Source organism: Trinickia sp. EG282A, assembly GCF_040965455.1.
Classification (GTDB): domain Bacteria; phylum Pseudomonadota; class Gammaproteobacteria; order Burkholderiales; family Burkholderiaceae; genus Trinickia; species Trinickia symbiotica.
On sequence record NZ_JBFRCC010000005.1, the window covers coordinates 95,180 to 107,398 of the forward strand.

The 12,219-nt window shown below is 63.4% G+C and carries 11 protein-coding genes; all 11 read left to right on the plus strand.

What is annotated here, in order from left to right; genetic code table 11:
- Positions 1-6 precede the first annotated feature (6 nt).
- The 11 genes from AB4Y31_RS23300 to AB4Y31_RS23350 all read left to right on the plus strand — a co-directional run bounded on the left by AB4Y31_RS23300 (position 7) and on the right by AB4Y31_RS23350 (position 11,928).
- The gene (locus AB4Y31_RS23300; RefSeq protein ID WP_368676031.1) at positions 7-822 is read left to right on the plus strand and encodes an enoyl-CoA hydratase/isomerase family protein; all 816 of its coding nucleotides are present in this window, start codon (positions 7-9) and stop codon (positions 820-822) included.
- A gap of 44 nt (positions 823-866) precedes the next feature.
- Entirely contained in the window at positions 867-1,721 is an 855-nt protein-coding gene (locus AB4Y31_RS23305) for an SDR family oxidoreductase (protein ID WP_368676032.1), read from the plus strand.
- 3 nt (positions 1,722-1,724) lie between these two features.
- Positions 1,725-2,867: a CaiB/BaiF CoA transferase family protein gene (locus AB4Y31_RS23310; protein ID WP_368676033.1), complete on the plus strand. Its 1,143-nt coding sequence runs from the start codon at positions 1,725-1,727 to the stop codon at positions 2,865-2,867.
- A 44-nt stretch (positions 2,868-2,911) separates the two neighbouring features.
- Entirely contained in the window at positions 2,912-4,111 is a 1,200-nt protein-coding gene (locus AB4Y31_RS23315) for an acyl-CoA dehydrogenase family protein (protein ID WP_368676034.1), read from the plus strand.
- 30 nt (positions 4,112-4,141) lie between these two features.
- The gene (locus tag AB4Y31_RS23320; RefSeq protein ID WP_368676035.1) at positions 4,142-5,296 is read left to right on the plus strand and encodes an acyl-CoA dehydrogenase family protein; all 1,155 of its coding nucleotides are present in this window, start codon (positions 4,142-4,144) and stop codon (positions 5,294-5,296) included.
- Positions 5,297-5,332: 36 nt separating this feature from the next.
- Entirely contained in the window at positions 5,333-6,499 is a 1,167-nt protein-coding gene (locus AB4Y31_RS23325) for an acyl-CoA dehydrogenase family protein (protein ID WP_368676036.1), read from the plus strand.
- A gap of 16 nt (positions 6,500-6,515) precedes the next feature.
- The gene (locus tag AB4Y31_RS23330; protein ID WP_368676037.1) at positions 6,516-7,322 is read left to right on the plus strand and encodes an enoyl-CoA hydratase; all 807 of its coding nucleotides are present in this window, start codon (positions 6,516-6,518) and stop codon (positions 7,320-7,322) included.
- 89 nt (positions 7,323-7,411) lie between these two features.
- The gene (locus AB4Y31_RS23335) at positions 7,412-8,281 is read left to right on the plus strand and encodes a MaoC/PaaZ C-terminal domain-containing protein (protein WP_368676038.1); all 870 of its coding nucleotides are present in this window, start codon (positions 7,412-7,414) and stop codon (positions 8,279-8,281) included.
- 22 nt (positions 8,282-8,303) lie between these two features.
- A complete protein-coding gene (locus AB4Y31_RS23340) occupies positions 8,304-9,512 on the plus strand; it encodes an acyl-CoA dehydrogenase family protein (protein WP_368676039.1) in 1,209 nt (402 codons plus the stop codon).
- Positions 9,513-9,521: 9 nt separating this feature from the next.
- Positions 9,522-10,655, plus strand: coding sequence for an acyl-CoA dehydrogenase family protein (locus tag AB4Y31_RS23345; protein ID WP_368676040.1), 1,134 nt, complete (start codon positions 9,522-9,524; stop codon positions 10,653-10,655).
- Between the two features lie 46 nt (positions 10,656-10,701).
- On the plus strand, positions 10,702-11,928 hold the full coding sequence (locus tag AB4Y31_RS23350; RefSeq protein ID WP_368676041.1) for a cytochrome P450: 1,227 nt from the start codon (positions 10,702-10,704) through the stop codon (positions 11,926-11,928).
- Positions 11,929-12,219: the final 291 nt, after the last annotated feature.

Below are 12,219 nucleotides of genomic sequence, written 5' to 3' on the forward strand. Positions count from 1 at the left end.
GATGCGATGAGTATCGAACAAGAGCAAATGGCAGCGGGCAGCGACCCAATCGTTCACGTGCGTCGCGAAGGCGAGGTGACCGTTGTCACGATGAACTATCCCGAGCGCCGCAATGCATTCTCGATGAAGATGCGTCTCGCGTTGACCGACGTGTTCCAGCGGCTCATGCATGATGATCCCGAAACCAGGGCAATCGTGCTGACGGGCGCCGGCGGTCATTTTTGCGCGGGCGGCGACTTGTCGGAAATGCAGGAAGCCACGCCATCATTGCTGGCGCTGCGCGAACGCATCGCGGTGGGTGTACGCCTTTTCAAGCTGATTTACGCGGGCACGAAGCCGGTCGTCGCAGCCGTAGAGGGAGCGTGTTATGGCGCGGGCCTCTCGCTCGCCGCGGCTTGCGACTTCGTGGTCAGTGCCGAGACGGCGAAATATTCCTGCGCGTTCGGCAAGGTCGGATTGCTGCCCGATACCGGAATCCTCTGGACGCTGCCGCAGAGAGTAGGCGGGGGCAAGGCACGGGAACTGATGCTGAAAGGCGACGTGATCGAGGCATCCGAGGCGCGCCGTATCGGCCTGGTCAGCGAGGTTGCCGCGAGCGGGTGCGCGCTCGATGCGGCGATCGCGGCCGCGTCTCGCTTCGCGAGCTATCCACCGGTGACTCTGGCGCTCCTGAAGGCGAGTCTCGTCAACGCGGGCAATTCGATCGAAGACGCGTGCCGCCTCGAGATCGACCTCAATCCGCTGACGCGTCAGACCAACGATCACTCGGAAGCCGTGAACGCCTTCATGGAAAAGCGCAAGCCGGTATTTACCGGCGCCTGAAGCCGCCGTTCTCCGTTGCTGTTTCTACTGGACATTCACCGCATATGTTTACGCCTGACCTGCTGAAGAACAAAAGAATTCTGATCACCGGCGGCGGCACCGGTCTCGGCAAGAGCATCGGCCGGCGCTATGTCGAACTGGGCGCCGATCTCGTCATCTGCGGTCGCCGCAAAGAGGTGCTCGATGCGACGGCCGATGAGTTCCGTGCGGCAATGCCTGGCGCGCGCATCACGACCGTATCGGCAGACGTGCGCAGCGCGGAGTCCGTCGAGTCGATGATGGACATCATCTGGCAGGACGGCCCGCTCGACGTACTGCTGAACAACGCGGCGGCGAACTTCATCGCGCGCACGGAAAGCCTCTCGCCGCGCGCAGTGGATGCGGTCCTCAACATCGTTCTCCATGGCAGCTTTTATTGCACGATCGCCGCGGGCAGGCGCTGGATCGACGCGGGCCACAAGGGCAACGTGATCAGCACCGTGTCGACGCCCACGATGACCGGCTCGGCTTTTACTGTGCCGTCCGCGGCCGCAAAGGCCGGCGTGCTCGCAATGACGCGCAGCCTCGCCGTCGAATGGGGGCCGAAGGGCATTCGGCTGAACGCGGTGGCCCCTGGCCTCTTTCCGACGCCGGGAGCATGGGAGCAGCTCTATCCGCCCGGCTCGCAGGTCGAACCGCAGGAACGCTCCGTGCCGCTGCGGCGCTTCGGCGATCACAGCGAACTTGCCGACCTCTACGCGTATCTGGCTTCGGAGGGATCGGGCTATATCACTGGAGACATGATCGTGATCGACGGCGGTCGCTGGATGCAGGGCGTGGGCGGCCCGACTTTCCGCGCCATGCAGGATTGGACCGACGAGCAATGGGATGCCATGCGCGCCCATGCGCGCAAGGGTTGACCGATGGGACCGCTTGAAGGAATCCGAATCATCGAGCTGGCCGGTATCGGACCGGGGCCGATGGCGGCGATGTTGCTCGCCGATTTGGGCGCGACGGTGCTGCGCATCGAGCGGCGCCAGCCGGTCAAGCTCGGCATCGAGCGGCCGTTGCGCTACAACCTGTTGCTGCGCAACCGGAAGACGATCGCACTGGATCTGAAGGACCCAAAAGCCGTCGAGCTCGTGCTGTCGCTCGTTGAGCGCGCCGACGCCTTGATCGAGGGTTTCCGCCCCGGCGTAACCGAGCGCCTTGGTCTCGGCCCGCAGGCTGCCCTCGAGCGCAATCCGAAGCTCGTCTACGGACGCATCACGGGGTGGGGGCAGGACGGCCCGCTTTCCGAGTATGCAGGACACGACCTGAACTACATCGCGATCACCGGCGTGCTCAACGCAATCGGCCGCCGCGATCAGCCGGCGTCGATACCGCTGAACCTGATCGGCGACTATGCGGGGGGTTCCCTGTACCTCGCCATGGGGCTGCTTTCCGCCATCCTGCATGCGCGCAACGGTGGCAAAGGCCAGGTCGTTGACGCCGCCATCGTCGACGGCACGGCCAACCTTGCCACGACGTTCTTTGGGATGCAGGCGGCCGGCATCTGGCGCGACGGACGCGGGACGAATATCACGGACTCCGGTTCGCACTTCTACGACGTCTATGAATGCGCGGACGGCAAGTGGATTTCGGTCGGCCCTATCGAAGACAAGTTCTACCTCGAGCTGCTCCGCCTGCTCGACATCGATCCACAAACGCTCGGCGCACAACTCGACGAGCGCAACTGGCCTGCGGCTCGCGCGTTGTTCGCGCTGAAGTTCAAAAGCCGCACACGCGAGCAGTGGACGACGCTGCTCGAGCACACGGACGCGTGCTTCGCGCCGGTGCTGTCGTGGAGCGAGGCACCCGAACACCCGCACCTCAAAGCGCGCGGGACGTTCATCGAAATCGACGGCATCGTTCAGCCGGCTCCGGCGCCGCGTTTCTCGGTCACGGTACCCGAGACGCCGACGGCGCCCGAAGCGCCCGACGCGACGACGATCGATGCCGCGCTGGCCGCATGGCTCCACCCGGAGCGCATCGGCGAGCTGAAAGAAGCGGGAACGCTGGCCTGAGCCGCACGCGGCAATCGGCCCATAAAAAAAGGAACGAGACACTCATGGACCTGCGATATACCGACGAAGAACTGGCATTCCGCAATGAGGTGAGGGCCTTCTTCAAGGAGGCGCTGCCCGCCGACATTCGACGCAAGGCCGTGATGGGGCAGCGCTATTCGGCGGCCGATCTGCGCCGCTGGCAACGCATCCTCTACGAGCGCGGCTGGGCTACGCCAGCCTGGGACAAGGCGTGGGGCGGTACCGGCTGGAGCGCCGTGCAGCAATACATCTTCAAGGAAGAGCTGCATATGGCCCCGGCGCCGGAGACACTGTCGTTCAACGTCAACATGATCGGTCCGGTGCTGATCGCGTTCGGCAGCGAAGAACAGAAGCGTCATTTCCTTCCCCGCATCGCGAGTCTGGAGTACTGGTTCTGCCAGGGCTTCTCCGAACCGGGTGCCGGTTCAGATCTGGCCGCGTTGCGAACGCAGGCCGCGCGCGACGACGATCACTATGTCATCAACGGCCAGAAGCTCTGGACGTCGACGGCGCATCACGCCGACTGGATGTTCTGCCTGGTGCGCACGGATTCGAGCGGCAAGAAGCAACAGGGCATCACGTACCTGCTGATCGACATGAAAACGCCGGGCCTGACGGTGCGGCCCATCATCACGATCGACGGCCACCATGAGACCAATGAGGTGTTCTTCGACAACGTGCGGGTGCCGGTTGCCAACCGCATCGGTGAAGAGAACAAGGGCTGGGACTACGCCAAGTATCTGCTCGGCAACGAGCGCAGCGGCATCGCTCGTGTGGGTGTGTCGAAGATGCGCGTTCGCCACGCGAAGGATCTCGCCAAGCGCGTTCCCTGCGGTGACGGCGTGCTGTGGGACGATCCGCGCTTTCGCGAACGCGTCGCCGACGTCGAGGTTGAGTTGAAGGCGCTGGAGATGACGCAGATGCGCGTGATCGCCGAGACCCGTGCGCACGATAGCCACGTGCCGGATCCGAAGACCTCGATTCTGAAGATCAAGGGCTCGGAGCTCCAACAACGCTCGGCTGAGCTGCTACTCGAGGTGGCGGGCCCGGATGCGCTGCCGCTCGACATCGACTTCTTGCGGGGTCTCGGCGATCCAGTCCGCGAACCCGACTGGGCGCTGACGATTGCGCCGAACCACTATTTCGCGCGTCACGTTTCGATCGTGGGCGGCTCCAACGAGATTCAGAAAAACATTCTTGCCAAGTCGGTACTGGGGCTCTGAGCGACGTCGAACTGCGGAGAAGCATGGGTTATGGACTTTGATTTCACCGATGAGCAACGCATGCTCAAGGACAGCGTCGAGCGGCTCGTGAAAGACGAGTACGGCTTCGAGCAGCGCGCCAAATACCTCGCGGAGCCGGACGGCTTCAGCCGCGCGCAATGGGCGCGCTACGCCGAAATGGGGCTTCTGGGCCTGACGTTCGACGAGCAGTACGGGGGCAGCGGCTGCGGCCCCGTCGAAACGATGATCGTCATGGAGGCGCTGGGGCGCGGCCTCGTAGTCGAACCCTATCTGTCGACGGTCGTGCTGGGCGGTGGCCTCGTGCGGCTTGGCGGCAACGAGGCGCAGCGCGCGGCAATTCTGCCGCGGATTGCGCAAGGCGAGCTGCTGATGGCGTTCGCGCATGGTGAGGCACAGTCGCGCTACGACCTTGCCGATGTTGCGACAACCGCGCGGCGCGAAGGAGACGGATGGTTGCTCGACGGCGCCAAGCGTGTGGTGCTTCACGGCGGCAGCGCGGATTGGCTCGTCGTGTCCGCGCGAATGTCGGGTCGAAGACGCGAGCGTAACGGGATTGGCCTTTTTCTGGTCGAAGCCGATGCGGCCGGCGTGACGCGACATGCCTATCCGACGCAAGATCGTCTGAGAGCGGCGGACATCGAATTGTCCGCTGTACGCGTCGCGGAGACCGACGTTCTCGGCGTTGCGGGCAGCGCGTTGCCGCTGATTGAAGCGGTGGTGGCGCAGGCGATCGCGGCCGTGAGCGCGGAAGCCGTGGGCGCAATGGCCGCCGCGCATGAGGAAACCGTGGAGTACCTCAAGGTTCGCAAGCAGTTCGGCGTGCCCATCGGCTCTTTCCAGGCACTGCAGCATCGCGCGGTCGACATGCTGGTCATGCTCGAGCAGGCGCGCAGCATGGCGCTTTTCGCGACCATGATGAGCGAAGAGCCGGACACCGAAGAGCGCAACCGCAGCATCTCCGCGGCCAAAGTCCAGATCGGACGCTCGGGCCGCTTCGTCGGCCAGCAGGGGGTGCAACTGCACGGCGGCATCGGCATGACCGAGGAATGCAAGGTCGGTCATTACCTTCGGCGCCTGAGCGCCATCGATATTCAGTTCGGTTCGACCGAGCATCATCTGGCCCAGCTCGCCGATGCAGGCGGGCTGATCGATTCAGCAGCCTGAGCCGCGCGCGTTCAGCCAAGCAAACGGAAGCCATTCATGAGCCGACATTCCACCCTCGACCCGTATCGGGAACTGCGCGACGCCTTGCGCGATCTATCGAAGGAATATCCCGACGAGTACTGGCGCCGTATCGATCACGAGCGTGTCTATCCGGAGGCATTTGTCGACGCGTTGACGAAGGCCGGCTGGATGGCGGCATTGATTCCACAGGAATACGGCGGTTCGGGTCTCGGGCTGACCGAGGCGTCCGTGATCATGGAGGAGATCAACCGCAACGGCGGCAACTCCGGGTTTTGCCACGGCCAGATGTACAACATGAACACGCTGTTGCGCAACGGCTCAGAGGCGCAAAAGCGCCAATACCTGCCGAAGATCGCGAGCGGCGAATTGCGCTTGCAGTCGATGGCCGTGACCGAACCGACGACGGGCACGGACACCACCAAGCTGAAAACCATCGCCGTGAAGAAGGACGGCCGCTATGTGGTGAACGGCCAGAAGGTATGGATCTCCCGCGTGCAGCACTCGGACATGATGATCCTGCTCGCGCGCACCACGCCTTTGTCGGACGTGAAGAAAAAGTCGGAGGGGCTGTCGTGCTTCCTCGTGGACCTGCATCAGGCCATCGGCAACGGCCTGACCGTGCGGCCCATTCCGAACATGGTCAATCACGAAACGAACGAGCTGTTTTTCGACAACCTGGAGATTCCCGAAGAGAATCTGATCGGCGAGGAAGGCAAGGGTTTCAAATACATCCTCGATGGTCTCAACGCCGAGCGCGCGCTGATTGCGGCGGAGTGCATCGGTGACGGCTACTGGTTCGTCGACCGCGCGTCGAAGTACGCGAACGAGCGAGTGGTATTCGACCGGCCCATCGGCATGAATCAGGGCATCCAGTTTCCGATTGCCGAAGCGTACATCGACGTGCGCGCGGCGGACCTCATGCGCTACAAGGCCTGCGAGCTGTTCGACAATCACCAGCCCTGCGGCGCCGAAGCGAACATGGCCAAGCATCTCGCGGCCACGGCTTCGTGGAAGGCGGCGAACGCGTGTCTGCAGACGCATGGCGGCTTCGGGTTCGCGTGCGAGTACGACGTCGAGCGCAAGTTCCGCGAAACGCGCCTCTATCAGGTCGCGCCTATCTCGACGAATCTGATCCTGTCCTACGTGGCCGAGCACGTGCTCGACCTGCCGCGTTCATTCTAAGCATCGAGGGGATCTCATGCGCTTCGAGACCATTCTGTACGACGTCAAGGACCGTATCGCGACCATCACCCTGAACCGCCCGGAATACATGAACACCTGGAACGACCAGGTGGCGACGGAGGTGTACGAGGCGATGCAGGCAGCGGGCGCGGATCGTGGCGTGCGCGTCATCGTTTTTACCGGCGCGGGCAAGGCGTTTTGCGCGGGCGGCGATATTCACAGCTTCGGCGGCGATCCTGCCGCGCTCATGACGAAGCTCCCGCGCCCTTTCGATATGCGCAAGCGGGCGGACTGGCAAACGCGCTGCTCCTACTATCCGTCGATTCCGAAGCCCGTGATTGCGATGCTCAACGGCGCAACGGTCGGCATCGGCCTGATTCACGCGCTCTTTTGCGACATCCGCTTTGCCTCCGAGGACGCCACTATTACAACGGCGTTTGCGCGCCGCGGTCTGACTGCCGAATACGGCATGGCGTGGATCCTCGCGCGTCACGTGGGCCAGGCGCATGCGCTCGACCTGCTGCTCTCGGGGCGCAAGATCAAGGGCCGCGAAGCGGAGCGCATGGGCCTCGTGAATCGTGCGATCCCGGCTGAAAGGCTGGCGCAGGAGACCTACGAGTATGCGCGCGAAATGGCCGATTACTGCTCGCCGCGCTCAATGCGCATCATGAAGGAGCAGGTCTGGGAAGTGCCGTTCCAGACGCCGCACGAGGCAGTGATGTACGCCGGGTTGGACATGCCGATCGCGAACCAGTGCGACGACTACAAGGAAGGCATGGCGAGCTTCCTGGAGAAGCGCAAGCCGAACTTCACGGACGATTGACCCCGCGGACTTGGAGCTTCGTTCCAGGCCCCGGGCTGGGAAACTTCGGCCGGCCCGGCGTTTCTTTTGAGCACTGACAGGACACCCTCATGTTGAACTACGAAGTCGTCAAGAACTGGCCGATCGAAGACGTCACGCAGACGTACACCGAGCGCGACGTGATGTTGTATTCGCTCGGCCTCGGCCTGGGCTCGGATCCGCTCGACGCTGCGCAACTGCGCTACGTCTATGAAAAAGAACTGCAGGCGATGCCGACCTGCGCTGCGGCGTTCGCGTGGCCGAAGTCGTGGATGCGCGATCCCCGCACGGGCATCGACTACGTGAAGCTCGTACACGGCGAGCAGGACGTGCGCTTCCTGCGACCCATGCCTGTCGCCGCGACCATCGTCAGTAAGACGCGCGTGAGCCGGATCACGGACAAGGGCGCAGGCAAGGGTGCAATCGTCGAGCTGTTGAGGGACATCATCGATGCCTCGAATGGCGATCGGCTCGCAGAGGTCCGGCAGGTGTCCTTCCTTCGTGGCGACGGCGGCTTCAGCGCTGAGTCCGGGGCGAGCGATCCGCCGCCCGAACCGCTGCCGGCCGTGCCAGAGCGCGCTCCGGACGCGGACTACGTCTTCTCGACGGGCGCTCACGCTGCATTGATCTATCGCCTCTCGGGCGACGCGAACCCGCTGCACGCCGATCCCGAGGTGGCGTCGAAGGCCGGGTTTAACCGCCCCATTCTTCACGGCCTCGCGACCTACGGCATGGCGGGTTACGCCGCGATCCGCATGTTCGCGGCCAATGACGCCGCGCGGCTGAAGCGACTGGCGCTGCGTTTGACGTCGCCGGTCTACCCGGGCGAGGAAGTGCGCTTCCAGTTCTGGCGCGAGAGCGACACGCGTTTGCATCTGCGTGCGCGCGTCGACGCTCGCGATGCCGTAGTGCTCAATAACGGAATCGTGGAAATCGCCTAAAAGCAGCGACTGGAGTCTGACGATGGACCTGACAGAGAGTCCCGCCGAAAAGGAATTCCGCGCGACGGTGCGCGAATTCGTGGCGACGCATTTGCCCAATGATATCCGCGACCGCGTGCTGAATTTCCGCCACGTCCCGCGCGAAGATTACGTTCGCTGGCAACGTATTCTGGCTGCGCGAGGATGGGGTGCGCCGGCATGGCCCGCGGAATATGGCGGCGCCGCCTGGAACGCCGCGCAGCGCAACATCTTCGACGAGGAATGCTTTACCGCTGGCGCGCCGCGCCAGATGCCGTTCGGGCTTTCGATGGTTGGGCCGGTGATCCAGAAGTTCGGTACCGACGCGCAGCGCGAGCGCTTCCTGCCGCGCATCATCTCGATGGAAGACTGGTGGTGCCAGGGCTATTCGGAGCCAGGTGCGGGTTCGGATCTGGCGTCGCTCAAGACCCGTGCGGAACGCATCGAGCGCGACGGTCAGGCCTGCTACCTCGTCAACGGCCAGAAGATCTGGACGTCGTTTGCGCAATGGGCGAACTGGATCTTCTGCCTCGTGCGCACGGATGCAGGCGGGCGCCCGCAGGAAGGCATCTCGTTCCTGCTCATCGACATGGCGACGCCCGGCATCACCGTGCGGCCCATCCGCACGCTGGATGGAGGCCACGACGTCAATGAAGTGTTCTTCGACAACGTGGTGGTTCCGGTGAGCAATTTAGTCGGCGAGGAGCATCGCGGCTGGTCGATCGCGAAGTATCTGCTTGGTCATGAGCGCACCAACATCGCCGGCCTTGGCAACTGCAAGCGCTTCATGCGCCGTCTCAAGGAGATTGCGAGCGTCGAACGCAAGCATGGCAAGCCGCTTATCGAGGACATCCGCTTTCGCGATCGGATCGCCAGTGTGGAAATCGACCTGATTGCGCACGAATGGTCGCTCTTGCGTGTCGTCTCGGCCGAGACGGCAGGGCGCCCCATCGGACCGGAAGCGTCCGTGCTTAAGATTCGCGGTTCAGAGATTCAGCAGCAACTGACCGAGCTGATCATGGAGTGCGCGGGCCCTTACGCGGTGCCTTTCGTCAGCGAAGCGCTCGAGGCGGACTGGCAGGGCGAGACGGCCAACGGCGAACTGCTCAACTCGCTCGCCGCGCACTATCTCGACTGGCGCAAGATCTCGATCTACGGCGGTTCGACGGAAGTGCAGAAAAACATCATCGCCAAGCAGGCGTTGGGCATTTGAGGGCACGCCATGGACTTCACGCTGGTTGAAGAAGAACAGATGCTGGCCGATGTGGTCGGCCGTTTCGTCGAGAAGGAATACGACTTCGAGACGAGGCGCCGTCTGGCGGCTACCCCGCAGGGCTGGTCGGACGCGCACTGGTCCACGCTGGCCGAGATGGGCGTACTGGCGTTGAACATACCGCCGGAGCACGGCGGCCTCGGGGCCGGGCCGGTCGAGACGATGCTCGTGGCGGAAGCCTTTGGCCGCGGACTGGTGCTGGAACCGTTTCTGTCGTCCGCGGTCATTGGCGCGAAGCTGATCGGGCGTGCCGGGCACGAGGCGCGCAAAGCGCAGATGCTTTCGGGGCTCGCGGACGGCAGCCTGAAGACGGCCTTGGCGACGCTCGAGCCTGGCGCGCGTTTCGATTTGTGGAGCGTCGCGACCACGGCCCAGTCAACGAGTGGCGGGTTCGTCCTGACTGGGCGAAAGGGCGTCGTGCTGCACGGCGACAGCGCGGACATCCTGCTGGTGTCCGCGCGCACCTCGGGCGAGCAGACGGACAAGCATGGCATCACGCTGTTCGCGGTCGATGCACGCACGCCCGGTGTGAGCGTAAAGGGTTTTCCGGCGCTCGACGGGCAGCGTGTCGCCGAGGTCGTTTTCGACGGCGTACGCGTCGACGCGCAGGCGGTCATCGGCGCCGTCGATGAAGGCTACCCCTTGCTCGAATGGATCGTCGATCAGGGCATTTTCGCGCTCTGCGCCGAAGCGGTGGGAGCGATGTCGCGGCTGACCGATCTCACGTTCGACTATCTGCGCACGCGCAAGCAGTTCGGTTCGCCCATCGGCAAATTCCAAGCGTTGCAGCATCGTGCCGCGGACATGCTGAGCGCAGTCGAGCAGGCCAAATCGATCGTCTATTTCGCGGCAGCGAAGCTGGGCGATGACGATGAGCAGGCGGCGCACCGTGCGGTGACCGCGGCAAAGGCGCTGATCGGCAAGAGCGCCCGATACGTCGCACAGCAGGCAGTCCAGCTTCATGGGGGGATGGGCATGACAGACGAACTCGCGATCGGCTGGTACGTGAAGCGTCTCACCTGCATCGATATGACGTGGGGTAACACCGAACATCACGTCGAGTTGTACGGCGCCTTCCTCTAAGCACGGTTCACGAATGGTCTGATCGATCGAAAAAAGGAGACACCCTATGTCAGCAGCCAGTCACGCCAGCACGTCGGAACGGGCACCGGTCCCCGCACACGTGTCACCCGAACGGGTGGTCGATGTGGATATCTATGATCCGCCGGGCGCGGAGGACGACTATCACCTCTCGCTGAAGAAGCTGCACGCGGAGGGCATCCCCGACATCTTCTGGACGCCGCGCAACGGCGGTCACTGGATCGCGACGCGCGGCGATGACATCTATCACATCCTCAAAGACTACGAGAACTTCTCATCGAAGCAGCTGACTGTGCCGCTCGTGGAGCATCAGCCGCTCGCGCCCATCTTCTTCGATCCGCCGCAGCACACGGCCTATCGCTCGCTGATTGCTCCCGCCTTCATGCCTCAAGCGATCAGCAAGCTCGAAGAGAAGGCGCGGGAAATGGCGATCGAACTGATCGAAGACTTCTACCCGAAGGGCGAGGTCGAGTTCGTTTCGGGCTTTGCTCAGCATTTGCCGATCGGCATCTTCATGAACATGGTGGCGCTGCCGCCTGAAGATCGTGAATACCTGTTGAGCCTGGCGGACAAGATGGTGCGGCCGTCCGATGCCAACGAGAAGCTCGCCGCGCTTGGCGCGATCTTCCAGTATCTGGGGGTGAAGATCGCCGAACGGCGCGCGAATCCGGGCGACGACCTCATCAGCAAGATCGTCCACTCGAAGATCGACGGACGCCCGTTGACCGACGAAGAGGTGAGAGGCCTGTGCGGGCTCGTACTGATCGGCGGGCTGGACACGGTCGCCTCCGCAATGGGCTTCATCGCACGCTTCCTCGCCGGTAGCCCCGCGCACCGCAAGCAGCTCGTCGACAATCCCGCACTGACGCAAAAAGCCGTCGACGAGCTTCTGCGGCGTTTTCCGGTGGTGAACCAAGGACGGCGTATCACTCACGATTTCGAATATAAGGGCGTGCAGCTCAAAGAGGGCGACATGATCATCATGCCGACCACGCTGCATGGCCTCGACGAAAGGAAGTTCGACGACCCGCTCACCGTGGACTTCTCTCGTCCCACGCCGATTCATTCGACCTTCGGAAACGGTCCGCATCGCTGCCCGGGTTCGTTCCTGGCCCGGGTGGAGCTGAAGGTCTTCCTTCAGGAATGGCTGAAGCGCATCCCTGATTTCCAGATCAAGCCAGGCGAGAAGGCGGGGGTTCACGGCGGCGTGAATGGCACGCTCTATCACTTGCCGCTGGTCTGGGAGGTGAAATAGCGTTAGCGCGGCGAGCCGTTTCGCGCGCCGGGCGAGGCGCGCTTAAGGCGCGCTCGAGCCGCGCCGTGCCGCTCTCGCTCACCGCTTTCTTTCGGTGCCCTGTTTGGGGGCCCCGCTTAGTGCGCAGCACGCGCACTCCCTGTATCGCAGCGCTTCCATTGACCAAGCCGCAGTCGCAAAGGCCTGCGCTGCGAGCCTCGCTCGCTGCCCGCGCGACGAGGGTTCTCTACTGGAAAACACTATTGACACCCCCTCGACGGCGCATTTACGATGCTGAACAACATTCTAAAA

Bases quoted from the DNA above. Each gene is read 5' to 3' on its own strand.
- AB4Y31_RS23300 (WP_368676031.1), top strand. From the start codon at position 7: ATGAGTATCGAACAAGAGCAAATGGCAGCGGGCAGCGACCCAATCGTT.
- AB4Y31_RS23305 (WP_368676032.1), top strand. From the start codon at position 867: ATGTTTACGCCTGACCTGCTGAAGAACAAAAGAATTCTGATCACCGGC.
- AB4Y31_RS23310 (WP_368676033.1), top strand. From the start codon at position 1,725: ATGGGACCGCTTGAAGGAATCCGAATCATCGAGCTGGCCGGTATCGGA.
- AB4Y31_RS23315 (WP_368676034.1), top strand. From the start codon at position 2,912: ATGGACCTGCGATATACCGACGAAGAACTGGCATTCCGCAATGAGGTG.
- AB4Y31_RS23320 (WP_368676035.1), top strand. From the start codon at position 4,142: ATGGACTTTGATTTCACCGATGAGCAACGCATGCTCAAGGACAGCGTC.
- AB4Y31_RS23325 (WP_368676036.1), top strand. From the start codon at position 5,333: ATGAGCCGACATTCCACCCTCGACCCGTATCGGGAACTGCGCGACGCC.
- AB4Y31_RS23330 (WP_368676037.1), top strand. From the start codon at position 6,516: ATGCGCTTCGAGACCATTCTGTACGACGTCAAGGACCGTATCGCGACC.
- AB4Y31_RS23335 (WP_368676038.1), top strand. From the start codon at position 7,412: ATGTTGAACTACGAAGTCGTCAAGAACTGGCCGATCGAAGACGTCACG.
- AB4Y31_RS23340 (WP_368676039.1), top strand. From the start codon at position 8,304: ATGGACCTGACAGAGAGTCCCGCCGAAAAGGAATTCCGCGCGACGGTG.
- AB4Y31_RS23345 (WP_368676040.1), top strand. From the start codon at position 9,522: ATGGACTTCACGCTGGTTGAAGAAGAACAGATGCTGGCCGATGTGGTC.
- AB4Y31_RS23350 (WP_368676041.1), top strand. From the start codon at position 10,702: ATGTCAGCAGCCAGTCACGCCAGCACGTCGGAACGGGCACCGGTCCCC.